Genomic DNA, 24,960 nt, shown 5'->3' with positions numbered 1-24,960 from the left:
GGCCCGACCGGGCCGGTGAGCGGCCTGGTCGGGGCGCGGACAGCCCGACCGGGCACGCGGCCGACCAGGCAGGCTCAGAGCAGGTGGAGCTCCCGGGCCCGGCGGACGGCCTCCCGTCGTCGGGTGGCGTCCAGTTTGCGGTAGATGTTGCGGACGTGCGTCTTGACGGTGTTCACCGACAGGGACAGCTCACCGGCGATCTCCACGTTCGACAGGATGCTCTGCAGGTACCGCAGGATGGTCAACTCCCGTTCGGTGAGCGGCTCGTGCCGGCCCTGCTCCGCCGCGCCGGGCCGCCACCCGTCCGGGCCGGGGTGGGCGGCGTCGCCCGGCGCGCTGTCCTGTCGCAGCTCCGCCACGAACGGCCAGTACGCCGTCCCGGAGTCCAGGTGCGCGGCGAGCAGGTCCCGTACCGGCGGGTCGGCCCGGGTGAAGACCCGCCGGTGCCCCTCCGGCTCGGCCAGCTCCAGCACCCGTTCCAGGAGCCGCCCGGCGCGCCGGGGGTCGCCGTCCCGACGGGCCAGCAGCGCGTCGAGCAGGCCGGCGTCGAGGCGGGTCGGCAAAGGCCAGCGCTCGGCGTCCGGGGTGTCCCACGGCGGTAGCGCGGCGGCGGCGGCCCGCGGGTCGCCGGCCCGCAACTCGATCCGGGCCAGCGCCACGGCCAACTCCGGCGCTGACCCGCTCCGCTTCCCGGAAAACGCGTGATCCATTAGCGGCGACACCCCCAGATCCCCAAAATGGGGCGGGCCGACGTGGGGCGGGCCGAGGCGGGACGGGTCGACGTGGGGCGGGCCGAGGCGGGACGGGCCGACGTGGGGCGGGTCGAGGCGGGGCGGGTCGACGTGGGGCGGGTCGAGGCGGGACGGGTCGACGTGGGGCGGGTCGGTCGTCGGCCGGTCGTCGGCGGCCGGGGCGCGCAGCAGGTCCCGGGCCGTGGCCGGGTCACCGCGCGCCGCGTCCAGGTCGGCTGTGGCGGCGCGCAACCGGTCGGTCACCTCCGGTCCGGGGCCGTCGTCGCGCGCCCGGGTCAGCAGCCGGCGCGCGCCGGCCGGGTCGCCCCGGTCCCGGCAGAGCAGGGCCCGGCAGTACGCGGCCACCGCCGAGGGCACCGGGTCGGTGGCCGGCAGGTCGACCCGGCCCAGGTGCGCCTCGGCCTCACCGGGGCGGTCCCGGTGCAGCGCCACCAGCGCCAACGCCAGGTACGCGTGGCCGCGCTCGCCCGGCCCGGCAGCCCCGCCGAGGGTGTCCCCGGCGGCCCGCTCGGCCTCCCGCAGCCGGCCCCACCAGGCGTTTGCCAGCGCCGAGCGGCTCCGGCAGAGCAGCTCCGCGCGGGTCCGGCCGGTCGCCCGGGCCGCCTCGGCCAGCGTCCGGAACCGGGCGCCGGCCCGACCGAACCGCCCCTCGGCGAGATCCGCCAGGGCCTCGGCGACCCCGGCGACGAGCCGGACATCAGCGTGCTCCCCGGCGAGGAGCCGGACGTCGACGTGCTCCCCGAGGCCGGAGCCGTCGTCACCCGGCCCGGCGGGCGGCCCGGGCAGGGTGCCGCGCAGCCGGGCGGCGGCGGCCCGGACCTCCTCGTGGTCGCCGGCGAGCCGGGCCAGCGCGATCTCCAGCGCGGTGGCCAGCCGGACGAACCGGTCCCGGCGGGGCGTGGGCAACATGTCTCCCCCGGCGACCGCCTGCCGCAGGCGCCCACCGGCCGACCGGGCGTCACCGGCGACGGCCCGCTCGACGGCGAGAGCCAGCCCCAGCTCCGGGTCCCGCGCGAGGCGGTCCTCCGGTGGGGCGGCCGGCGCGGGACCGTCCGGTTCCGGGTCGTACGGGACCAGCTCCGGCCATTCGGCCAGGACCAGGGCGGTGGCCCGGTCCCAGTCCCCGGCGGCGAGCGCGTGCCGCAGGGCGGGGCCCGGACGGCCGTGTCCGGCGTACCACCCGGCCGCCCGGCGGTGCAGCTCCCGCAGCTCCACGTCGGGCCGTCGACGCAGCTCGGCGCGGAGCAGGTCGGTCACCAGCGGATGGCACCGGTACCAGCCCGGACGGCGGTGGTCGGCGACGACGAGACCACCGCGCCGGAGTAGGTCGCTCAGCATCCCGTCGCCACCGGGCCGGCCGGTCAACGCGTCGGCCAGGTCACCGCAGAACGGCCCGGTGAGGGTGACCCGCCGCAGCAGGTCCACGGTGTCGTCGGTCAGCTCGGCGAGCACCTCGTCACGGAGGTAGCCGGCGACGTCAGGGGCGTCTCCGGCGTACCCGTCGATCGCGGCGGCCGGGTCGGCGGCGGCCCGCGCGGCCAGCGCGGCGAACCGCAGCCCCGCCGGCCAGCCGGCGGTACGTTCCCGCAGCGGGGACAGGGTGGCCGGGGACACCGTGACACCGTGCGCGGTCAGCAGCTCGGCCACCTCGTCGGCGGTGAAGGCCAGGTCGTCCGCGTCGAGCGTGGTCAGCTCGCCGGAGAGCCGCCAGCGGTGCAGCGGCAGCGCCGGCTCGACCCGGGTCCCGATCACCAGGCGCAGCCGCTGACCGGCGTGCCGGAGCAGGAACTCCAGACCGGCCAGCGCCGCCGGTTCGGTCACCCGGTGCAGGTCGTCGAGGACGAGCACCACCGGCTGGTCCCGGCCGGCGAGCGCCACGGCGAGCTGCTCAGGCGCTACGGGACCGGACAGCGCGGCGGCCAGGTACGCGCACAGCCGTGCCCCGTCGTCGTCGGCCTCGACGGTGAGCCAGGCGTGCTGCGGGCCGGCGGCCCGGACCCACGCGGCGAGCAGGGTGGTCTTGCCCCAGCCGGCCGGGGCCCGCACCAGGGTGACCGGCCCGTCGGCTGCCTCGTCCAGCCGGCTCAGCAGCCGGGGACGGCGCACCATCGGCTCCGGCGGCGCGGGCGCGACCAGCCGGGACAGCAGCAGCGGCAGCCCGGCCACACCGGCGCTCGACTCCTCGGCCATCCGTTCGTCCTCCCCACGTCCGGGTCGCGGCGGGCGGTTACCCGGCCCGTCGCCGTTCACCCCTTGCGGGGGAACCCGGGTCACCCGGGGTGGGCGGACCGTGCGAAGGAGAGACCCGGCACCCGAGGCGGGAGGCAGGTGAGGACGGTGGCACGCAGGAGGCGACCGGTGCCCGTGGGACGCTGGCAGGTGGTGACCGTGGCCCGGCCACCCGCCGTGGTGCTGCCCGACGGGCGGCTGCCGGAGCCGCTGGCGCGGCTCGGTGACCGGGTGCAGGTGACGTCGCGCCCGGCGCCCGGGGGGCGGGGCACCGAGCTGGCCGCCCGCGCCCCGGCCGACGGGTACGCGGGCCTGGCCGCCCACCTGGTCGGCGACGACCCTGACCGGGTGCTCCGCCGGGCGCTGCGCGAGGTGCGGCAGGTGGCGGAGACCGGGGAGCCGCTGCGTCCCGACCCGCCCCGGACGCGGCGGGGGCCGACCGGGGAGCGGGGGCCGACCGGGGAGCGGAGGTGAGGGCGCTGTGCTGGGTCGGGGGCGACGCGCTGGCCGTACGGGAGGTGCCCGACCCGGAGCTGCGCAACGGCCACGACGCGATCGTCCGGGTCCGGCAGAGCGCCACCTGTGGCTCGGACCTGCGCCTGATGGCAAGTGGCGCGCTGACGCCCGGGGACGTGCTCGGCCACGAGTTCCTCGGTGACGTGGTGGCGGTCGGCCCGCAGGTGCGCCGGCGGCGGGTCGGCGACCGGGTCGTGGTGAGCTCGGTGGTGGCCTGTGGCCGGTGCTGGCACTGCGCCCACGGGTGGTACTCGAGCTGTGACAACGGGACCGCCGGGCCGGCCGTGGACGAGCCGGTCTGGGAGCAGAGCCCGGCCGGCTGCTACGGCCACCCGGCGACCGCCGGCGGGTTCGCCGGCAGCCACGCCGAGTACGTCCGGGTGCCGTACGCCGACGTCGGCGCGTTCCCCGTGCCGGACGGGGTGACCGACGAACGGGCGGTGTTCGCCTCGGACGCCGTGCCGACCGGCTGGTCCGGGGCCGAGCTGGGTGGGGTGCGCCCGGGAGACGTGGTGGCGGTCTGGGGCGCGGGCGCGGTCGGGCAGCTCGCGGCGCGGGCGGCGGTGCTGCGCGGCGCGGCCCGGGTGATCGTGGTCGACCGGTACGACGACCGGTTGCGGATGGCCCGCCGGCACGTCGGCGCGGAGACGGTGAACTACCGCCACGACGACGTGCCGGCCGAGCTGGCCGAACGCAGCGGCGGACGCGGCCCGGACGTGTGCGTCGAGGCCGCCGGCGCCGTCGACGGCGGCCGTGGGCTCGCCGAGCGGCTGCCGGGACGGCTACGCGGCGCGCCCCGTACGCCGCTGGCCCTGCGCGAGGCGGTGCACGCCTGCCGCAAGGGCGGCACGGTCGTGGTGCTGGGGGACCTCGACGGGTTCGTGGACGCGTTCCCGATGGGCGCGGTCGTGCGGAAGGGGCTGACCGTGCGGGGCGGACGTCCGCACGGCCCCCGGCACATCCCGGCCGCGCTGGACCGGATGGCCCGTGACGAGCTGCGCACCGAGTACCTGGCCACCCACCGGTTCCCGTTGGAGCGGGCCGCCGAGGGGTACGCGCTGTTCCGGGAGCGGGCGGACGGCTGCGTACGGGTGCTGTTCACCCCGGGCTGAGCCCGTCGCCCCGGTGGCCGGGTGTCGGCCGCGCCGGTCGGCGGGGCGTTCCGGTGGGTGGCAGACTCGGTCGGGTGACCGATCACCGCGCGTACGACCTGGTCCTGTTCGGCGCGACCGGCTTCACCGGCGCGCTGACCGCCGACTACCTCGCCCGGCACGCCCCGGCCGGGCTGCGCTGGGCGCTGGCGGGCCGTGATCCGGGCAGGCTGGCCGGCGTACGGGACCGGCTGGCCGCCGTGGATCCGTCCTGCGCCGACCTGCCGCTGCTCACCGCCGACGTGACCGACCCGGCGTCGCTGCGGGCGGTGGCGGAGAGCGCCCGGGTGGTGGCGACCACCGTCGGCCCGTACCTGCGGCACGGGGAGCCCCTGGTCGCCGCGTGCGCCCGGGCCGGCACCGACTACCTGGACATCACCGGCGAGCCGGAGTTCGTCGACCAGATGTACCTGCGGCACCACGCCGAGGCGGCGCGCACGGGGGCCCGGTTGGTGCACACCTGCGGCTTCGACTCGATCCCGTACGACGTGGGGGTCTGGTTCACCCTCAAGCACCTGCCGACCGACGGCCCGGTGACCGTCGAGGGGTACGTCCGGGCCGGCGGGAGGGTCTCCGCCGGGACGTACCATTCGGCGCTCACCGCGTTTGAGCGGTCCGGGCAGATGCGCCGGGCGGCCCGCGAGCGCCGCGCCGCCGAGCCCCGGCCGGCGGGCCGCCGGGTCCGGGCCGTGCCGGGGCGGGTCGGCCGCTCGGCGGAGCTGGGCATGTGGGTGGCCCCGCTGGCCACCGTCGACCCGCAGGTGGTCCGCCGGACCGCGCTGGCCCGCCCGGAGTACGGCCCGGACTTCACCTACCGGCACTTCGCGGCGATCCGGCGGTTGCCGACCCTGCTGGCCGGCGCGGTCGGGTTGACCGCGCTGATCGGCCTGGCCCAGATCCCGCCGGCCCGGCGCTGGCTGCACGGCCGGCTCGCCTCCGGTCAGGGGCCGACCGCCGCGCAGCGGGCGAAGGGCTGGTTCCGGGTCCGGTTCGCCGGCGTGGGCGGAGGCCGTCGGGTCGTCACCGAGGTCTCCGGCGGCGATCCCGGGTACGACGAGACGGCCAAGATGCTCGCCGAGGCGGCGCTGTGCCTGGCGTTGGACGACCTGCCGGCCACCGCCGGGCAGGTGACCCCGGTGACGGCGATGGGCGACGCCCTGCTGGACCGGCTGACCCGGGCCGGCATCACCGTCCGGGTGGTGGACTCCCCCGCGCCCGGCTCCGCCGCCCCGCCCGGCTCGTCCCCGGCCGCTGCGGCCGGTGGCGCGGCTCCCCCGGTCGGCGGTTGACCCTCGACCAGGTCGAGACACCAGCATCGGTGCCCGTGGAGAGGGAACTGCTCAGCATCGGCGAGCTGGCCCGGGCCAGCGGCCTGACGGTGAGCGCGTTGCGCTTCTACGACCGGCACCGGATCCTGACGCCGGCGTGGGTGGACGCGCACACCGGCTACCGCTGGTACGCCGCCGACCAGGTGCGCGCCGCCCGGCTGGCGGCCGGGCTGCGGCGGGTGGGGATGCCGCTGGCCGGCATCGCCGCCGCCGTCCGCGCCGACCCGGCGGCGGTCCACGGCCTGCTCGACGCGCACCTGCGCCGACTGGAGGCCGGGCTCGCCGATGCCCGCCGTGAACTCTCCCGGATCCGTGCCCTGCTCGATCCCGAGGAGATCGTCATGACCACCCGAATCATCCTGTCCCGCGCCGACCTGGCCGCCGCGTTCGAGGCGGTCCGGTTCGCCGTCGGGGCCGACCCCGGGTTGCCCCAGCTCGCCACCGTCCTGGTCGACGTCGAGGCGGACGCGGTCACCCTGGTCGCCACCGACCGGTACCGGCTGGCCGTGGCCGGCGCGGACGCCACCGTCACCGGCCCGCCGGTCCGGCTGCCGGTGCCGGTCGACGTGGCCGACCGGGTCCGTGAGCTGCTCGCCTCGGCGACCGCCGGGGAGGCCGCCCTGACCGTGTCCGCCGACGGGCTCACCGTCGCCGTCGGGGACGCGCAGGTCACCGGGGAGGCCGTCGACGTGGACTACCCGGACCACCGGCGGCTGGTCGGGGCCGCCGCCGGCACCCGCCGGGCCACCGTGCAGGCGCCAGCGCTGCGCGCCGCGCTGACCGGCGCGCCCACCGTGGTCCGCGAGCACGACGGCGTCCGCTACGACGTCACCGTGCTCAGCGTGGACGACGCCGGAACGGTCGAGGTCGTCGGGGACGCCCCGGTCGCCGGGGACGCGTTGCGGGTCGGGATCAACCGGGAGTTCCTGCTGGACGCGTTGGACGCGGCCGGTCAGGCCCAGTTGGTCCTGGAGCTGGACGGCCCGATCACCCCCCTGATCGTCCGTCGCCCCGACGACGACCGCTCCTTCTCCCTGCTCATGCCCATCCGCCTCTGACCTCCCCGGGCAGCGTGCCGGCCCAGTTCGGCGATGTGGCGGTGTCCGGCCGCCGCGATACCGCCACATCAGGGAAACGGCGGGCGGGGCTGCCCGGGGCCGGTCCCGAGGGCGGGGCTGGTGGTCGGGGCGGGGGCGGTCGGGGGGCACCGGGTCGGGGCGGGCGGCGACGGTAGCATCTGGAGGTCCCACCCGAGCCCTGGACGGAGGCGTACGGAGCAGCATGCTCGACATGGACTTGATCCGGAAGGATCGGGAGGCGGTGGCCTCCGCCCTGGCCAAGCGGCTCGATCCGGCCGAGGTCACCCGCGCCCTCGACGAGATCCAACGGCTCGACCAGGCCCGACGTGCCCTGATCACCGACATCGACGCCGATCGGCAGCGCCGCAAGGCGGAGGCCCGGGCGTACGCGGCGGCGAAACGCGCCGGCGCCGAGCCGGAGGCGTCCGCTCCCGAGGCCGGCCGCAAACAGCTCGCCGAGCTGGAGGCCGAGCTGGCCGAGGTGCAGGCCACGCTGCGCGCCCGGATGAGCGAGCTGCCCAACCTGCCCGCCGACGACGTGGTGGCCGGCGGCAAGGAAGCCAACCGGGTGGTCAAGGTCTTCGGCGAGCCGCCGACGATCGGGCAGGTGCGCGACCACGTGGAGCTGTCCCGGGCGCTCGGTCTGGTCGACCACGAGCGTGGGGTCAAGCTGGGCGGCTCCGGGTTCTGGATGTACACCGGCATGGGGGCCCGGCTGGAGTGGGCGCTGCTCAACTGGCTGATCGAGCGGAACATCGAGGCCGGGTACGAGTTCCTGCTCCCACCGCATCTGCTGCTGGACACCGCCGGGTTCGCCGCCGGCCAGTTCCCCAAGTTCTACGACGACGTCTACCACCTGGACCGGCAGTCCGCCCCGCGCGGGCAGTTCCTGCTGCCCACGTCGGAGACGGCGATCCTCGGGGCGTACCAGGACGAGATCCTCGACCCGGCGAAGCTGCCGCTGCGGGTGTTCGCGTACACGCCGTGTTACCGGCGGGAGGCGGCCGGGTCGCACTCCGACGAGCGTGGCACCGTGCGGGGTCACCAGTTCAACAAGGTGGAGATCTTCCAGTTCACCCTGCCCGAGCAGGCCGACGCCGCGCTGACCGCGATGGTCGACCACGCGGAGAGCCTGGTGGAGGGGCTGGGCCTGCACTACCAGCGCAGTCTGCTCGCCGCCGGGGACGCCAGCGCGTCGATGCGCAAGACCCTCGACATCGAGGTGTGGATGCCGAGCACCGGCAAGTACAAGGAGGTCTCGTCGGTCTCCTGGGGCGGTGACTACCAGGCCCGGCGGGCGGCCATCCGGTACAAGGAGCCCGGCGGCAAGCAGACCCGGTTCGTGCACACGCTCAACGGGTCGGCGCTGGCCACCAGCCGGCTGCTCCCGGCGATCCTGGAGCAGTTCCAGCAGCCGGACGGCTCGGTGCTGGTGCCCGAGGTGCTCCAGCCCAAACTCGGCGTCGACCGCCTGACCCCGCCCACCCGCTGACCCGCGCACGATGTCCCGAAGCCCTCGCGTGGGCCGTGCGGGGGCTACGGGACGCGGGGTATGTTCCGCCTGATACGCCAGGCGGACTGTCAAGCGACGACAGCCGTCGATAAGGGGACAGATCCATTTGCGTCCTTCCCTCGGGGGGAATGCGACCCTTTTTGCAGGCGTCAATTCCCACTCACGGGGAGGTCGCTGCATATGCGACTGTTTACTGTTGGTCTCGCTGCGCTGTCACTGCCGCTTGCTGTCGGCGCCACGCCGGCCGACGCGGCACCGGCCACGTCCGACGTCGTCCCGCTCGCCTGCCAGAACCCGGTTCCGAGGCTGGACAAGCCCACCAGGGGGTCGGTCATCAGCGATGAGGCACCGCTGCGAATCGGCCCGAACGAGGGTTGCCGAGCCAGCGCCATCGAGCACAAAGGGGCGGAGCTCATCTTCTACTGCTACGTGACGAACAGCTCCGGAAACACGTGGACGTTCGTGCAGAATCCGCGTGTCGTGGCGTACGGCTGGATCTGGGACGCCCACCTCAGCGGTTACGGCAGCCCGAACCGCTGCTGAGGAATTCCCCACCGGGGAGGGCTACGACTGGAGGCGGAGGGCGAGCTCGGGGCAGACCTTGACGGCCTTGCGCGCGCCGTCCTGCAACCAGGTGGGCACCGGGGTGGGCGGGAACGCGGGGAAACCGTTGCCGTCCAGCCGGATGAACTCGGGCACGACGTGCGCGCACAGGCCGTGCCCGTCACAGCGGGACCAGTCCACCGTCAGCGTGCGCGGGGTCGGGTCCGGTCCCCCGGGCAGGCCCAGCACACCCCGGACCCGTCGGCCGCAGCCCTCGCCGGTGGCGTGCCGGACGAGGTCGTCGGCGAAGACCTCCAGCGCGGAGACGGCGAACCGGGCCGTGCCGTCGGGGTGGCTGCACGCGCCGCGGCCCTTGACCATCCCGGCGGCGGCCCGGACGATGTCCGGCGCGGCGCTGCCGGCCACCGCGAGGTCCACCGCACGGGCCAGGTCGGGCAGGCCCATCCGGCACGGGCCGCACTGGCCGGCGGACTCGCCGGCCAGGTAGCGGACCACCTGGGCGGCCTCGCCCAGCGGGCAGGTGTCCGCGCCGAGCGGGATCAGGATGCCCGCGCCGAGGGCGCCGCCCACGGCGCTGAGCCCGGCCCGGGAGACCTCCGCCCGGTCGGCCGCCTCGGCGGTGATCCACCGGCCGTGGTAGCCGCCGGTGAGCACGCCCGGTCCGTCGGGCGCCTCGCACAGGTCGAGGATGTCGCGCAGCGGGGTGCCGGTGGCGCACTCGACGACCGCCGGTCGGGCCGCCGCGCCGGTCACGGTGAGCAGCACGGTGCCGGGCTCGTCGGCGGTGCCGACCTCGGCGTACGCGTACGGGCCGAGCCGGGCGGCGACGGCGAGCTGCGCGTACGTCTCCGCGTTGGACAGCAGGGTGGGCAGGCCGTGCACGCCCGAGTCGCTGGAGCGCCGCTTCTGCCCGGGCGGGATGTGCGGCAGCCCGTTGATGCCCTGCACCAGCGCGCCGCCCTCACCGGAGATGAACCGGTGCGGCACGGTCACCACGCTGGTCGGCGCCGGCATCCGGCGTTCGGTCAACGCGTCGGTGAGCGACTGCGCGCCGATCCCGTCGTCGGCGACACCGATGACGATCTCGTCGGCGTCCAGCGCGTACGCGGCCAGCGCGGCGCCGTCGAGGATCAGGTGCGGCGCGCGGGTGAGCAGCACCTTGTCCTTCCAGCTCGCCGGCTCGCCCTCGGTGGCGTTGACCACGACCACGGCCGGGAGGTCCTGCCGTTCGCAGGATTCGAGCACGGCGCGCAGCTTGCGGGCGAACGGGAAGCCCGCCCCGCCCTTTCCCTTGAGCGTGATCTCCTCGACCAGCCGGAGGAGCTGGTCGGCTTCCATCGGGTCGAGCGGGCCGTGCACGTCGTCGTGGGCGTCCCGGTCGAGGCGGCCGTACTCGGCGAACCCGGCGGTGAGTCGGGGCTCGCCGAGGCAGGCGACCGGCGGGACGGTCGTGCGGGTCACTTGGCCTCCCCGCGCAGCCCGGCCCAGTACGCCCCGTCGACCGCGTCGGCGGTGGCCCGGCGGCGGCGGGCGGAGCGGCTCTCGCCGGCGGCCCGCCTGGCGCGGCGGGCGGCCAGGTCGACCAGGGTCGGGGTGTCGTCGGGCGGCAGCGGCGACTCGTCGGGGACGTACCGGGACGGTGGCCGCCAGTACTCGGTGACCGGTTCCGGCGCGTCGTCGTCCGCGCTGTGCCGCCCGGCCCTGCCGGTGGTGGCCGCCCCGGCCACGCCGAGCGTCCGGCGGTCGCCGCTGTCCGCCCAGCGGCGGGGGCTGTCCCACGGTTCCTCGGGTTCGCTGCGCCAGCCCTGCCAGCCGGCGCCGCTGGTGGCCGTGACCGGGGTGGACACCGGTTCGTCGGCCCAGCCGGGAGAGACCGGCGTCGACCGCTCCTCGTCCGACAGGTAGCGGTCCTCTTCCGGCAGGTACCGCTCCTCGTCCGGCAGGTACCGGTCCCCGGTCGGGGCGTACCGCGTTCCGGCGCGCCCGGAGAGGTCCTCGGCCGCCGGATACCGGTCCCCGGCCGACGCGGCGCGGCGGGAGCGGGCCGGTTCCGCCCGTCGGCGGCCCCGGGCGACCGGCTCCGGCCCGGCGTCCGCCGCCGGTCGGCGACGCCGGCCGGCCGACGCGCCCGCTTCCACGGGCGTCGGCGTGGTCAGGTCGACGCCGGGTTCCGTGCCCGCCCGGCGACGGCGGCGGGCGGTCGTGGTCGTGGTCGCGTCGGAGACCGTGCCGGGCGGCGGGACGACCGGCACGGCGAAGCGTTCCGCGCCGCGACCGGACCGCCGGGTGGGCCAGCCGGTGCGCTCCTGGGCCGGCTCGGGAGGTTCGGCCCAGCTCGCGGCGCGGCGGACCGTCCGGCCCCGGGCGGGGGCGGACTCCGTTCCGGCGTCCCGGCGACGGGTGAGCCGGGCCCGCACGCCACGCGCCGCCGCGCGGTCCGTGGCGCGGCGGGCGAGGGCCCTGTCCAGCGCGGCGCTCTGCGCCCGCTCGCGGCGGCGTCGGCCCAGGTTCACCGACAGGCGGACGACCAGGGCCACCAGCACCAGCAGCACGCAGGCCAGGTAGCTGAGGGTCACCCAGGTGGCCGGCGCGCGGCCGGCGTTGAGGCCGTGCAGCAGCGCGAACGGCCAGGAGAGGTACGCGGTGGCGTGCAGGGAGCGCCAGAGCCACTTCGGTCCGACGCCGGCGAACCGGGCCCGCACCAGGCCGGTCCACAGCACGCTGGCCATGAGCAGCGCGGCGACCGTGCCGAGTCCGACGTGCAGGCCCCGGCCGCCGAGGAACGGCAGGATCGCGTCGGTGGCCGCCGCCCGGCCGGTGGCGATCTTGGTCAGCACGTGCAGGACCAGCCCGGACACGCCGATGATGCCGGTGGCCCGGTGGGCGGACTGCATCAGCACCCGGTGCGGGATGAGCAGCACCAGCCGGTCGGTGGCGAGCAGGCCGAGCATGACGGTGAGGCTCAGCGCCACCAGGGTGACCACCCCGGCGTAGAACTCGGTGAAGAAGAAGAGATAGCCGTACGCGGTCTGGCCGACGCCGGTCAGCATGGCGCCCGCCCAGGCGGCGGCGAGCGCCGAGACCGCCAACAGGGTCACCGCCGGCCCGGACCGGTTCGGCGCGCCCCGACTGGTACGCCTGGTCCGGACGGTGGCCGCTCGCTGCTTCGTCTCTGCCCGGGCCATACGCTCCTCGATCGTCTTTCGCGGCGGTGTCCGCCGGTTCGACCCTGCTCCCCCATCGAGTACGGACCGTCGGGGCGTTCGGATCAGTGGGCGGCGGAATTTCTTCGGCGGGCTCCGGCGGCCTCGTCGCCGGGACGAACCAGCGACGCCGGGCCGGGTCGGCAAGGTCTTGCAGGGCCGTGCGCCCACCCCGGGCAGCAGAGACACATATCCATGCATTGACAGCCGCTGCAACACGCTTGTAATCTTTCGGCAAATTTCAGGGGTTGCTGCAAGAAGGCGACACCGACCCTTCCCTGGCGCGTCCCCCGTCCCCCACCCCGTCAGGAGTTCACATGCTTCGACGTCGACGCCGCTACGCGATGCTGGCCGTTGGCCTGCTCGCCGGACTGCTCGCCCCGGCCACCGTGACGGCGCCCCCGGCCGCCGCGGCCCCCGCCGGCGCCAAGAAGGTCATCGCCAACCTGTTCGAGTGGAACTGGCCGTCGGTAGCCAACGAGTGCGCCACCGTGCTCGGCCCCAAGGGCTACGGCTACGTCCAGGTCTCCCCGCCCCAGGAACACGTCCGCGGCAACCAGTGGTGGGTGGCGTACCAGCCGGTCAGCTACCGGATCGAGTCCCGCAAGGGCACCCGCGCGCAGTTCCAGTCCATGGTGAACACCTGCCACGCCGCCGGCGTGAAGGTGATCGTGGACGCGGTGGTCAACCACATGTCCGGCCAGGACGCCGGCGGCACCGGCTGGGCCGGCTCGTCGTACGGGCACTACAACTACCCCGGCAGCTACCAGTCCCAGGACTTCCACTACTGCGGCACCTCGGGCAACGAGATCCAGAGCTACCACGACCGGTGGCAGGTGCAGAACTGCGAGCTGGTCAACCTCGCCGACCTGAAGACCGAGTCGGACTACGTCCGGGGCCGGCTCGCCGCCTACCTCAACGACCTGCTCTCCCTCGGCGTGGACGGCTTCCGGCTGGACGCCAGCAAGCACATGCCGGCCGCCGACATCGCCGCCATCAGGAGCCGGCTGTCCCGCCCGGCGTACATCGTGCAGGAGGTCATCTACGGCGCGGGCGAGCCGATCGGCCCGGGCGAGTACACCGGCAACGGCGACGTGCACGAGTTCCGGTACGGCAAGGACCTGGCCCGGGTGTTCCGCTCGGAGCGGCTGGCGTACCTGAAGAACTTCGGCGAGGGCTGGGGGCACCTGCCCAGCGGCGTCTCCGCGGTCTTCGTCGACAACCACGACACCCAGCGGGACGTCGGCGGCGTGCTCACCTACCGGGACCGGGGCATCTACGCGCTGGCCAACACCTTCATGCTGGCCTGGCCGTACGGGTCGCCGACGGTGATGTCCAGCTACACCTTCAGCAACCGCGACGCCGGCCCGCCCTCGGACGGCAACAACAAGACCCTGAACGCCACCTGCTACTCCGGGTGGGAGTGCGAGCACCGCTGGGCGGCCATCGCCAACATGGTCGGCTTCCGCAACGCCACCGAGGGCGCGGGGGTCGCCAACTGGTACGACAACGGCAACAACCACATCGCGTTCAGCCGTACCGGCAAGGGGTTCGTCACCATCAACGACGAGGACTCCGCGATCAACGGCCGGTCGTACTACACCGGCCTGCCGGCCGGGCGGTACTGCGACGTCATCCACGGCACGTACGCCAACGGCTCGTGCAGCGGCCCGGTGATCACCGTCGACTCCGGCGGCTGGTTCGCGGCGAACGTGCCGGCGCACGACGCGATCGCCATCCACGTGGGCGCCCGCCTGTCCTGACGCCGTAGCCGGAACCCCTCCCCGACGCCCCGGCGCGGGGAGGGGTTCTCCATGTCGACGGGGTGTAGGCGGGCCGGATGCCGGGTACCTCGCGCCCGACCCCCCAGCCCGGCCCAGGAGGATCCCCATGACCGTCGTGCTCGCCGTCGTCTGCAGCGACGGAGTGGTGATCGGCTCCGACTCCCAGATCACGGAGAGCGACCGGGGCCTCAGCTACCCGGCCCAGAAGCTGCACCCGCTGGGCTCGTGCGCCGCCTGGGGCGGCAGCGGCGCGCGGGGCGTGCTCAACGACCTGCGGCCCATCCTGGAGGAGTCGGCCCCCGCCATCCTCGAAGCGCCCGACATCGGCGACGAGATCCAGGAACGCGTCCTGCCGATCCTGAAGAAGCACTACGGGAACTACATCCCGGAAGTGCCCGGCGAGGGCAGCGGCGGCGGGGTGTCGGCGTACCTGCTCGCGGCCGGCTACAGCCAGGGCGGGCCGTGGATCGTGGAGATCAACCCCAACGGTCTGATCGGCCGGTACGAGGACGTGGGCTTCCACGCCATCGGCTCCGGCGCGCCCATGGCCCAGCAGGCCGGCGCGCTGCTGGCCCACTTCCGGATGACCGAGCGCAGCGTCGAGTACGGCGTGCTGGGAATCGTGCGGGTGCTGGACACGCTGTCGCAGACCTCGCCGTCGGTCGGCGGGCCGTTCAGCGTCGCGCGCATCCAGGAGGACGGCGCCCACCATCTCGACGAGAAGGAGATCACGAAGGCGCTGAAGGACGTCCAGCGCTGGTGCGACCTGGAGCAGGAGGCGCTCGACCGGCTGTTCGACTGACCGTGCGCCGGCCACCGGCATGGTGGCCGCCGGCCGGGGTATGACCCGCCCATGAAGGCGAGTTTCCGGCTCGGCCGGATCGCCGGCGTACCCGTCGGCGTCAACTGGAGTGTCCTGGTCATCTTCGCGTTGATCGCCTGGGCGCTCGCCGCCCGGCAGTTCCCGCGCGCCTACCCCGGCGAGCCGACCTGGGCGTACGTGCTGTCCGGACTGGCCGCCGCGGTGGTCTTCTTCGGCGGTCTGCTCGCCCACGAGCTCGCCCACGCGGTGGTGGCGAAACGCAACGGACTCGGCGTCGAGGGGATCACCCTGTGGCTGTTCGGCGGGGTGGCCGAGCTGCGCGGCGACGCCCCCGACCCGGGCGCGGAGCTGCGCATCGCCGGGGTCGGACCGCTGGTGAGCCTGCTCGTCGCGGTGGCGTTCGGCGGGGTCGCGCTGGCGCTGGCCCTGGGCGGGGTGACCGGACTCGCCGTCGGCGCGTTCACCTGGCTGGCCGGGATCAACCTGCTGCTGGCCGTGTTCAACGTGCTGCCGGCCGCCCCGCTCGACGGCGGGCGGCTGCTGCGGGCGGCGGTCTGGAAGGCCACCGGTGACCGCGCCCGCGCCTCGGTGGTGGCCGCCCGCGCCGGCTGGATCCTCGGCACCGCGCTCATCGCGCTGGGGCTGTGGCGGTTCCTGCTCGGGGCCGGCATCGGCGGGCTCTGGCTGGTGCTGATCGGCTGGTTCCTGATCGGCGCGGCCACCATGGAGGAACGGCAGGCCCGGGTCGGCTCCGCGTTGCGTGGGGTGCGGGTCGCCGACGTGATGACCCCGCGACCGCAGACCGCCTCCGCGGAGATGACCGTCGGCGACTTCGTCGACCACTACCTCTTCGCGTACCGGCACTCGGCGCTGCCGCTGACCGAGGACGACCGCCCGGTCGGCCTGGTCACCCTGGACCGGGTCCGGCGCCTGCCGGCCGACCGGCGCGCCGGCACCACGCTCGCCGAGGTGGCCTGCCGGGCCGACCAGCTCGTGCTGGCCCGGCCGGAGGAGCAGTTGACCGACCTGCTCCCCCGGCTCAGCGACTGCGCGGACGGCCGGGCGCTGGTGGTGACCGACGGGCGGCTGGTCGGCATCGTCTCCCCGAGCGACATCAGTCGCGCCGTACAGCGCAGCAGCCTGCGCGAACAGGCCACCGCGGGACGCTGACCCGCCGCCCCCCGGGCGCGGACCGGGCGCGCCACTTCGTGGATGGTGGGCTGTCCCACCCGGGCGACACCGCCGGATCCGTGATCCCGTGCGGCGGGCCGCCCGCTTCGACCGCGACCCCGGCGCGGTGTGGGGGCGTGCGGTCAACGGGAGAGGTAGCGGTCCAGCATGTCGTTGCGGAACGTGCCGGTCGGGTCGAGCGCCGACGCCAGCGCCGACGCGTCGGCGAAACGCGGGTAGCTGGCCGCGACCGTCGCCGGCGACAGACCGAAGACCTTCCCCCAGTGCGGGCGCGGATCGAACGGGGCCAACGCCTCCTCGACGGCCGCCAGCACCGGGGCGACCGCCGAGGCGTCGGCGATCCAGGTGAAGTGGATCGACAGGGTGTCCCGGTCGTACTGCGGGCTGAGCCAGAGCCGGTCGGCGGCGACCGTACGCAGCTCGCTGATCTGGAGCACGGCGGCGATCCGGTCGGCCAGCGGGTCCAGGGCGGCCAGCGCGTCGACGCCCGCCGAGCGGGGCACGTGGAACTCCGACTGCAACTCCGCGCCGCTGCTCGGGGTGAAGCCGAGCCGGAAGTGCGGCAGCCGCTCGTGCCACGGGCCGGGCACGCCGAACTGCCCGGTGCAGACGTCCCCCGGCCGGCCGGGCACCGGGTGACACGGCTGGTCGGCGGGCGTCGTGCCGAGCCAGCCGGGCGGCGGCGGGGCCTGGTCGGCCCGCTGTTTGCGCCACACCTGGTTGAAGCGGGGCCCCCGCCAGTCGGTGAACAGGCTGACGCTGTACGCGGATTCGAGCGCCTCGGCCGCCGCCTCGCGCGGCAGGTCCAGGCGGACGTACTGGCGCACGTCGAACGTGGGCTCGACGGCCAGGGTGACCCGGGTGACCACCCCGTACGCGCCGAGGCCGACGACCAGGCCGGCGAACCGGTCGTCGGTACGGTCCACCCTGAGCAGCCCACCGTCGGCGGTGACCAGCTCCAAGGCGACGACCGAGGTGGCCAGGTTGCCGTTCGCCACGCCGGAGCCGTGGGTGGCGGTGGCGACCGCCCCGGCGACCGAGATGTGCGGCAGGGAGGCCAGGTTCGGCAGCGCGTACCCCTGTTCGTGCAGGTGGGCGGCGACCTCGCCGTACCGCAGTCCGGCCGACACGGTGGCGGTGCCCCGACCCGGGTCGACCTCGACGGTGGCCGGCAGGCCGTCCACCGCGACCAGGTCACCGGCGGTGTCGGCGAGCCGGTTGAACGAGTGCCGGCTGCCGACCGCCCGGACCCGGTCGCTGCCCGCCACCAGGGCCCGCAGCTCGTCGACCGACCCGGGCCGGTGCCGGCGGGCCGCCGACCAGGTGACGTTCCCGGCCCAGTTCCGGTCGGGCACGCCCTCCTCCGACGCCACCCCGACGCCTGCTGCCATGGCCTGAATCCTCTCGATGGGGCGGCCCGGGCCCGCCTCGCCGGCGGCGGACGTTTGCCGGGGGCCGCCAGTGGGGAACCTGGTCGGTTTCCTGCCCGACGTCGACAGCCACGACGGTCGGACGCGACGTCATGATGGTCGACGGTGGGCTCGTCGACGGTGGGCTCGTCGACGGTGGGCTCAGAGCTGGGGCGCGACCTCGGCGGCGACCAACTCGACGTGGTCGAGGTCGGCCAGGTCGAGCACCTGGAGGTAGAGGCGCTGGCTGCCGGCTTCGGCGTACCGGCCGATCGTCTCGACGACCTCGGCGGGGGTGCCGGCCAGGCCGTTGGCGCGCAACTCGTCGGGCTCCCGGCCGATCCGCCCGGCCCGTCGCCGTACCTCGGCCTCGTCGCGCCCGACGCACAGCACCAGCGCGTTGGACCAGCACAGCTCCGCCGGGTCCCGGCCGATCTCGGCGCACGCGTCGCGGACCCGACCGAACTGGGTGGTCGTCTCGTCCAGCCCGACGAACGGCAGGTTGAACTCGTCGGCGAACCGGGCGGCCAGTCGGGGCGTACGCTTCGCGCCCTTCCCGCCGAGCAGCACCGGCGGGTGCGGGGTCTGGGTGGGCTTCGGCAGGGCCGGCGAACCGGTGACCGTGTAGTGCTTCCCGGCGAAGTCGAACGTCCCGCCGGACGGGGTCCGCCACAGCCCGGTGATGATCTCCAACTGCTCCTCCAGCCGGTCGAAGCGCTCACCGAGCGACGGGAACGGGATCCCGTACGCCTGGTGTTCCGCCTCGAACCAGCCGGTGCCGACGCCGAACTCGACCCGCCCGCCGCTCATCGCGTCCACCTGGGCGACGGTGATGGCCAGCGGCCCGGGCAGCCGGAAGGTGGCCGCGGTCATCAGCGTGCCCAGCCGGATCCGGGTGGTGTCCCGGGCCAGCCCGGCCAGGGTCGTCCAGGCGTCGGTGGGACCGGGCTCCCCGCTGACCGACCCCATCTTGAGGTAGTGGTCGGAGCGGAAGAAGGCGCCGTAACCGGCGTCCTCGGCGCAGCGGGCCAGCATGAGCAGGTCGTCGTAGCTGGCCCCCTGCTGGGGCTCGGTGAAGATCCGCAGTTCCATGCCCCCGAGCATATGCCCGGCGCGGAGCAGGCACCGGAGCGCGCGTCAGAGGACCGAGTAGAGGTCCCGCCAGGCGACGTTGTTGTTGTACCGGACGAAGTTCAGGATGTCGGAGGTGCTGAGCAACAGCGGATCGGTCGGCGAGGTCCACAGGGCCAGCACCGAGAAGTGGGCCGGGCCGGGCACCCCGCTCCACGGCACGATCACCGTCGTCACCCCCGGCGGGACGACCACGGCCACCGACGAGAGGGTCACCCAGGCGGACGGCCAGAGATGCCCGCCGCCCGGGATCGACCGGAAGAGCCACAACGTCCCGCTGTCCACACCCGAGCCGTACGGGCCGGGGTTACGCAGCTTGACCACGATGTGGCTGGTCGACCCGACGACCGGGTTGACGCTGGTGGCGCAGTCCGTCGGGGTGGCGCAGACCTTCACGTCGGGGCTGGCCCAGACCGGGGTGTCCCACTGCGGTTGGAGACCGACGTCGCTGGCCACGTCCCGGATGTAGACGTCGGTGATGGACATGACCCGCCCCGCCGAGGTTTTCGGCGGGGCGGCCGTGGCGGAGGTGGCGGCGGCAGCGGTGGCGGCGGAGGTGGCAGCGACGGCGGCAGCGGTGGTCGCGCCCAGCAGGCCGGCCAGCGCCGTACCGGCCACCACGGCCAACAGCAGACGACGGACACGACGGCGCACAGTTACCATGACACGGTCTCCCATCCACGCGGAACACCGACGCGGACCCTTCCACGCCGGCACGGTCACCACTTCCGGAGCCCGACCACCGGCCGGAAATACCCCCGGCGAACGTCGACGTCGTCAAATGACGCCAGCTCCGGTCAATCAGACTTCCATCGGCCCGGAACGGCCCCTCCTCGGCGGCAGCGGACGACGTCGGCCGGGACGGCGACGAGCGCCAGCGCCGGACGCTCGGACCGGCAGACGCTCAGGGCCGGGACACTCGGACCGGCAGACGCTCAGGGCGGTGACCGCAAGGCAGATCAACTATGCGCACAGCCTTTGGAGCTGCCCCATATCTGGGGCAGGCTTCCCGAGGCGGCTCTGCCGCGCCATCGGGGGAGCCGCACCACCCCGAGAGCCACACCACCGGTGGAAGCCGTGCCACCCCGAGTGCCCCCCACCCGGAGGGCCACACGCCGGAGTCGGGCTGCCGGCTCTTCAGCCTGCTGCGGATCGAAGTGGTCGCACTGCCGAGTCAGCCTGCGTTGGCGCTGGTCGGACCGAACTTTTCGGTGCCCACGGTTACTCGACGACCGCTGCCCCAGATACGGGGCAGCTCCAAAGGCGTCGACCAGGGCACCCTTCCCCGCCCACCGGCCCTTCCCGCGCTCCCCCGCGCCCCACCGACCATCGGCCCCACCCGACCGTCCGCCCCACCGGTCACCGCGCGCCTTGGGCGGGGCCGGCGCCGGGCGGGCCGGGGCCGGGCGGGCCGGGGCCGGGCGGGACGGGACGGGCGACCGACGCTGGCCACGGGAGCGGTCCGCCCGGGTGGCGGGGGCAGCGCGCCCGGCCACCCGGGCGGTGGACGTCAGTCGTCGGCGGCGAGGGCGGCGGCCGGATCGGTCCGGGCGGCACGTCGGGCGGGCAACAGACCGGCTAGCGCGGTCGCCGCGGCCAGCGCCACCACCACCAGCGCGAGTTGTCCGGCCGGGAACGTGACCGGCACGCCGTCGCCGAGCGCGGCCATGGCCAGCCACGAGTACGGCAGGGCCAGTAGCAGGCCGAGGCCCGAGCCGAGAATCCCGTACAACGCCGCCTCGGCGGTCAACATGGTCCGGAGGCGGCTACGGGACAGGCCGACCGCGCGGAGCAGGGCGGACTCCCGTACCCGTTCCACCACCGACAGGCCGGTGGTGGTGCCGACGCCGGTCACCGCGACGACCACGGTCAGCCCGATCAGGGCGAGCACCACACCGACCAGCCCGTCTAGGTCGCCCTCGAACTCGTCCCGCAGGTCGGCGAGGACCAGCACGCCGACCTGCGGCCCCCCGACGGCGCGCAACCGCTGCACCGCGTCGGTGCGGGCCCGTTCCCCGTCCCGGGCCAGGTCGGCGAGGAGACCGGTCGGGGCGGACGGCACGCCGAGCCGGTCCAGGTCGGCCGGGTCGAGGAGCAGGCCAGCGTCGGCCGGGGTGTTGTCCAGGGTGGCGGCCACCCGCAGGGTGACCGACCGCCCGCCCCGGCTGACCGTGAGGTCGTCCCCCGGGGTGACCCCGGCCTCGCGGGCGTAGAACGACAGCAGCGCCACCCGGCCCGGCCCCAGATCGGTGAGCGAACCGGCGCTCGCGCCGAAGTCCGACCAGGTGGAGAGCTGTCGCAGCGGCAGGTCGACGGCGACCAGCCCCTCCACCGGCGTGCCGGGGACGCCCACGTCGGCGCTGCTGCGGTACGGCACCACCCCGGTCAGCTCCCGGTCGGCGCGGACCCGCTCCACGAATCCGGGCGGCAGGGTCCCGCTCTGCTCCCCCACGGCGACGACCTGGAGGTCGGCCGGAGCCATCCCGGCGAGTTCCCGCTCGACCAGGGTCCTGATGGAGGCCGCCCCGATCAGGGTGCCCGCGATCAGGGTGACGCCGAGCGCGACGACCACGCTGACCGCCGCGGCCCGGCGGGGCGCCCCGCCCACCCCGCCGACCGCCAACCGGCTGACCGGGCCGAGCCGGCGCAGCGGCCAGCCGACCACGGCCAGGGCCGGGCGGACCAGCACCGGGCCGAGCGCCACCAGGGCGACGTAGGCGAGCGTGCCCGACACGACGATCAGCAGCAGCGGGCGGGCCGGGGAGTAGCTCTCCTCGGCCGGACCAGGCAGGCCACGGACCACCAGCCCGGCGACCAGCGCCGCGCCGACGACGGCCAACAGGCCGACGGCGGCCCGGAGCCGGGCGACACCCCGCTGACCGGCCGACACGCTCGCCGTGCGCAGCGCCTCCAGGGGCGCGACCCGGGCGGCGGTGACCGCCGGGGCGAGCACGGCCAGCACGGCTACCAGCCCCGTGCCGAGCACCACGGCGACCGCCGCGCCGACCGGATGACCGGGGGCGGCCATCGCGTACCCGAGGCCGCGCAGCGCCGGCGGCAGCAGGTGGCCGACGGCGTACGCGCCGAGCACCCCGACCGCGCCGGCGAGCAGCCCGGTCACGGCTCCCTCGCCGACCAGGGCCCGCAGCAGCGCCCGCCGGTCGGCGCCGACGGCCCGCAGCAGGGCGAGTTGCCGCATCCGCTGGGCGAAGACGATCCGGAAGGTGGACGTGGCGACCAGGGTGGCGGCGACCAGGCTGGCCGCGACGAACATGGCGACCAGCGCGAACACGTCGCGGACCTGGTCGGTGACCGCCTCGGCCTCGGCGAGCCGGGTGGCCTCGCCGGTGTCGACCGTCGGGTCGACGCCGGCAAGGCCGGTGCCCGCGACAGCCCGGGTCAGCGCCTCGCGGACGGCGTCGGGGTCGGCGTCGGCGGCCAGCCGCGCCTCGATCTGGCCGAGACTGTCGTGACCGGCGAGCCGGGTGACGAAGCTGTCCCGGGTGTACGCGACCTGGCCGGCGTCGTCCGGGGCGGACACCACCCCGCTGACCGTCAACCGGACGACCTCCCCTTCCCCGGGGCCGCGCACCTGGACCGTGCTGCCGGGCGGCAGGTCGAGCCGGTCGGCGGTGCGTTCGCTGACCGCGATCTCGCCCGGCGCGTCCGGGTAGCTGCCGGTCACGACACGGACGGTGGCGAGCGGGCCGGCGCCCGGGTCGGCGTACAGGCTGAACCCGAGGCCGAGGCGGCCGTCGATGTCGCAGTACAGGTCGACGCGGCCGACCGCCTCGGCGACCCCGGGCGTGCGCCGGGCGGCGGTCAGCGCGGCGACCGTGGTGGACTCCTCGTCGCCGGGGGCGACGACCAGGTCCACCGCCTCCGGCGTGCCGCTGAGCCCGGCGACCACGGTCCGCTCGGTGATCTCCTGGGCGAGCACCGTGCCGAACGCGACGAACGCGCCGATGATCATGGCGAGGCCGATCATGGCCATCCGGGCGGGGCGGCGGACGGCGTCACCGAGCTGGGTCCGCAGCACCGTCGTGCGCCGCCCCGGGACCGGGCGGCCCGCCGACGGTCGGGCGGCGGACCGGGAACGGGCCGGGGCGCTCGTGGTCCGGGGGCTCATCGGGCGCCGGCCAGGTCGTGCAGCGCCCGGCTGATCGCCGTACGGTCGGGTCGGTCCAGGTCACCGGCGATCCGGCCGTCGGCGAGCAGCACCACCCGGTCGGCGTACGCGGCGGCCACCGGATCGTGGGTCACCATGACCACCGTCTGCCCGAGGGTCCGCACGCAGGTACGCAGGAAGGCCAGCACCTCCGCCCCGGAACGGGAGTCCAGGTTGCCGGTCGGCTCGTCGGCGAAGACCACCTCGGGCCGGGTGACCAGGGCCCGGGCCAGCGCGACCCGCTGCTGCTGCCCGCCGGAGAGCTCGCTCGGCCGGTGCGTCAGCCGGTCGGCGAGCCCCAGCACCTCCACCAGGTGGTCGAAGAGTTCCCGGTCGACGGGGCGACCGGCCAGGTCCAGCGGCAACAGGACGTTCTGCGCGGCGGTGAGCTGCGGCAACAGGTTGAACGACTGGAAGACGAACCCGATCCGCTCCCGGCGGACCCGGGTGAGCACCCGGTCGGACTGCCGGGTCAGGTCGGTGCCGCCGAGCAGCACCTGACCCGAGGTCGCCGTGTCCAGCCCGGCCAGGCAGTGCATCAGCGTCGACTTGCCGGACCCGGACGGCCCCATGATCGCGGTGAACCGGCCCCGGCCGAAGCCCACCGACACGCCGTCGAGGGCGCGTACCGCCGTCTCGTCCCTGCCGTAGACCTTGACCACGTCGACGGCCGCCACGGCGGCCGTCTCGACGGGGTGCGTCGTCATGTTCTCTCCCTCGCTGACGGATGACCGGCCCAGCGTCGCCGCGCGACCTCCGGCGGCACATCCGTCCCCGGTCGGGAACCGGGCCGCCCGGGTCCGACTTTCGGCAGATCCGCCGCCGGCCGGGACGGCGATACGGTGGTGGCGCGATGATGGAACGGATGCACGCCTGGGGACGCCGGGCCGGTCAGGCGACGGCCCTGGCCGGGATGGCGCTGCTCGGCGTGTTCGACGTCCTGCAGAGCGGCATCTTCGTGGTCAGCGGCGACGCCGGCCTGCTGGCCGGGCTCTGGCACGTCGGCCTGGCGGTGGCGACCGCGGTGGTGTGGTTGTCGGCCTGGCGGCAGGGCTCCCGGCGGCTGGTGGTCGCCGCGTCCGTGTTGGTGCTCTGGTCACTGGCCACCACCCTCGGCCGGTTCCTGGTGACCACGCAGCCCGACCTGTTCGGCCGGTGGGAGCCGCGCGGCAGCCCCACCTTCTGGGGCCTGGCCGAGTCGGTCGGTCTGCTCGGCGTGGTCTTCGTGCTGGCCCGGCGGGCCCCGGTGGTCCCGGCGCTGGCCCTGGTCGCCGCGACCGGCGTGGCCGTGTCGGCGCTGCCGCTGCGCGTCGAGGTCACCACCGTCCACCAGTTCTTCGGGACGGTCTACGCGCTGCTGGCGGCGGGCAGCGCCGCCGCCGGCATGTACTTCCGGATGGCGGCCACCGCGCGGGAGCGGCAGCTCGCCACGGTACGCGCGCAGCAGCGCGCCGAGTTCGCCCGGGACCTGCACGACTTCATCGCCCACCACGTGACCGGCATGGTGGTGCAGGCCCAGGGGGCCCGGTACGTCGCCGAGCGGGACCCGGCCCGGGCGGTGGTCGCGTTGGAACAGATCGAACGGGCCGGGGCGGAGACGATGACGGCGATGCGCCGGATGGTCGGCGTGCTGCGCGGGCCGGACGGGGCGCCCGGCCCGGACCCGGCCGACGGGACGTCCGACGCGCCGGTGACGCCGCTGGCCGGGTTGGTCGACCTGCCGGAGCTGGTGGCGAACTTCTCCGCCGCCGGCCCGGTGCCGGCGCGCCTGCACACCGAGGGCGACCTCGACGGGTTGCCGGTCGAGGTGACCTCCTCGGCGTACCGGGTGGTGATGGAGGCGCTGACCAACGTCCGCCAGCACGCGACCGGGGCGGGCCACGCGGACGTGCGGGTGAGCCGTACCCCGGACTGGCTGTTGGTCCGGGTGGCCGACGACGGGCCGGGCCCGCGCCCCGGGCGGACCCGGAGCCGGGACGGTTTCGGGCTGCTCGGGTTGACCGAGCGGGCCGAGGCGCTCGGCGGCCGGCTGACCGCCGGGCCGGGCGTGGACGGCGGCTGGACCGTGGATCTGGCGCTGCCGCTGCCCGGCGGGAGGGACGGCCGGTGAGGCGGGTCC

General features: G+C 75.4%; 18 protein-coding genes. 10 read left to right on the top strand and 8 right to left on the bottom strand.

The window, feature by feature from the left end; genetic code table 11:
- Positions 1-74 precede the first annotated feature (74 nt).
- A complete protein-coding gene (locus tag O7606_RS27245) occupies positions 75-2,942 on the bottom strand; it encodes a LuxR C-terminal-related transcriptional regulator (protein ID WP_281596844.1) in 2,868 nt (955 codons plus the stop codon).
- Positions 2,943-3,080: 138 nt separating this feature from the next.
- Here O7606_RS27245 and O7606_RS27240 point away from each other — a divergent pair, with 138 nt between their 5' ends.
- From O7606_RS27240 to O7606_RS27215, 6 genes are all read left to right on the top strand, one after another.
- Positions 3,081-3,455: a hypothetical protein gene (locus O7606_RS27240; RefSeq protein WP_281596843.1), complete on the top strand. Its 375-nt coding sequence runs from the start codon at positions 3,081-3,083 to the stop codon at positions 3,453-3,455.
- Positions 3,452-4,609, top strand: a complete 1,158-nt coding sequence (locus O7606_RS27235) for an alcohol dehydrogenase catalytic domain-containing protein (protein ID WP_281596842.1) — start codon at positions 3,452-3,454, stop codon at positions 4,607-4,609. Before O7606_RS27240 ends, O7606_RS27235 begins: the two co-directional genes overlap by 4 nt.
- 74 nt (positions 4,610-4,683) lie before the next feature.
- A complete protein-coding gene (locus tag O7606_RS27230) occupies positions 4,684-5,937 on the top strand; it encodes a saccharopine dehydrogenase NADP-binding domain-containing protein (RefSeq protein WP_281596841.1) in 1,254 nt (417 codons plus the stop codon).
- Positions 5,938-5,984: 47 nt separating this feature from the next.
- Positions 5,985-7,034: a MerR family transcriptional regulator gene (locus O7606_RS27225; RefSeq protein WP_281599906.1), complete on the top strand. Its 1,050-nt coding sequence runs from the start codon at positions 5,985-5,987 to the stop codon at positions 7,032-7,034.
- A gap of 223 nt (positions 7,035-7,257) precedes the next feature.
- The gene (gene serS, locus O7606_RS27220) at positions 7,258-8,547 is read left to right on the top strand and encodes a serine--tRNA ligase (protein WP_281596840.1); all 1,290 of its coding nucleotides are present in this window, start codon (positions 7,258-7,260) and stop codon (positions 8,545-8,547) included.
- Between the two features lie 201 nt (positions 8,548-8,748).
- The gene (locus O7606_RS27215) at positions 8,749-9,111 is read left to right on the top strand and encodes a hypothetical protein (RefSeq protein ID WP_281596839.1); all 363 of its coding nucleotides are present in this window, start codon (positions 8,749-8,751) and stop codon (positions 9,109-9,111) included.
- Between the two features lie 21 nt (positions 9,112-9,132).
- Here the strand turns inward: O7606_RS27215 and O7606_RS27210 are convergent, their stop codons facing one another.
- Both O7606_RS27210 and O7606_RS27205 read right to left on the bottom strand, forming a co-directional pair.
- Positions 9,133-10,593, bottom strand: coding sequence for an NADH-quinone oxidoreductase subunit NuoF family protein (locus O7606_RS27210; protein ID WP_281596838.1), 1,461 nt, complete (start codon positions 10,591-10,593; stop codon positions 9,133-9,135).
- A complete protein-coding gene (locus tag O7606_RS27205; protein WP_281596837.1) occupies positions 10,590-12,317 on the bottom strand; it encodes a hypothetical protein in 1,728 nt (575 codons plus the stop codon). Before O7606_RS27205 ends, O7606_RS27210 begins: the two co-directional genes overlap by 4 nt.
- Before the next feature lie 335 nt (positions 12,318-12,652).
- Between O7606_RS27205 and O7606_RS27200 the strand changes: the two genes are divergently transcribed.
- The 3 genes from O7606_RS27200 (at position 12,653) to O7606_RS27190 (ending at position 16,112) form a co-directional block, all read left to right on the top strand.
- Positions 12,653-14,098, top strand: a complete 1,446-nt coding sequence (locus O7606_RS27200) for an alpha-amylase family protein (RefSeq protein WP_281596836.1) — start codon at positions 12,653-12,655, stop codon at positions 14,096-14,098.
- A 127-nt stretch (positions 14,099-14,225) separates the two neighbouring features.
- Positions 14,226-14,921: a proteasome protein gene (locus tag O7606_RS27195; protein ID WP_281596835.1), complete on the top strand. Its 696-nt coding sequence runs from the start codon at positions 14,226-14,228 to the stop codon at positions 14,919-14,921.
- Between the two features lie 51 nt (positions 14,922-14,972).
- Entirely contained in the window at positions 14,973-16,112 is a 1,140-nt protein-coding gene (locus O7606_RS27190; protein WP_281596834.1) for a site-2 protease family protein, read from the top strand.
- Positions 16,113-16,255: 143 nt separating this feature from the next.
- On the opposite strand, the gene O7606_RS27185 is transcribed toward O7606_RS27190, so the two are convergent.
- The 5 genes from O7606_RS27185 to O7606_RS27165 form a co-directional block, all read right to left on the bottom strand.
- Complete coding sequence (locus tag O7606_RS27185; protein ID WP_281596833.1) at positions 16,256-17,524, bottom strand: D-arabinono-1,4-lactone oxidase; 1,269 nt, start codon at positions 17,522-17,524, stop codon at positions 16,256-16,258.
- Between the two features lie 180 nt (positions 17,525-17,704).
- On the bottom strand, positions 17,705-18,634 hold the full coding sequence (locus O7606_RS27180) for an LLM class F420-dependent oxidoreductase (protein WP_281596832.1): 930 nt from the start codon (positions 18,632-18,634) through the stop codon (positions 17,705-17,707).
- A gap of 45 nt (positions 18,635-18,679) precedes the next feature.
- Positions 18,680-19,327, bottom strand: coding sequence for a hypothetical protein (locus tag O7606_RS27175; RefSeq protein WP_281596831.1), 648 nt, complete (start codon positions 19,325-19,327; stop codon positions 18,680-18,682).
- A gap of 856 nt (positions 19,328-20,183) precedes the next feature.
- Entirely contained in the window at positions 20,184-22,802 is a 2,619-nt protein-coding gene (locus O7606_RS27170; RefSeq protein WP_281596830.1) for an ABC transporter permease, read from the bottom strand.
- A complete protein-coding gene (locus O7606_RS27165) occupies positions 22,799-23,548 on the bottom strand; it encodes an ABC transporter ATP-binding protein (RefSeq protein ID WP_281596829.1) in 750 nt (249 codons plus the stop codon). The genes O7606_RS27170 and O7606_RS27165 overlap by 4 nt, the downstream gene beginning before the upstream one ends.
- Positions 23,549-23,694: 146 nt before the next feature.
- On the opposite strand from O7606_RS27165, the gene O7606_RS27160 reads away from it, so the two are divergent.
- A complete protein-coding gene (locus tag O7606_RS27160) occupies positions 23,695-24,951 on the top strand; it encodes a histidine kinase (RefSeq protein ID WP_281596828.1) in 1,257 nt (418 codons plus the stop codon).
- The last annotated feature ends 9 nt before the right edge of the window (positions 24,952-24,960 follow it).

The sequence above is a fragment of the Micromonospora sp. WMMD882 genome, from assembly GCF_027497255.1.
In the GTDB taxonomy this organism is placed as follows: domain Bacteria; phylum Actinomycetota; class Actinomycetes; order Mycobacteriales; family Micromonosporaceae; genus Micromonospora.
This window is presented reverse-complemented; position numbering and strand designations above follow the sequence as displayed.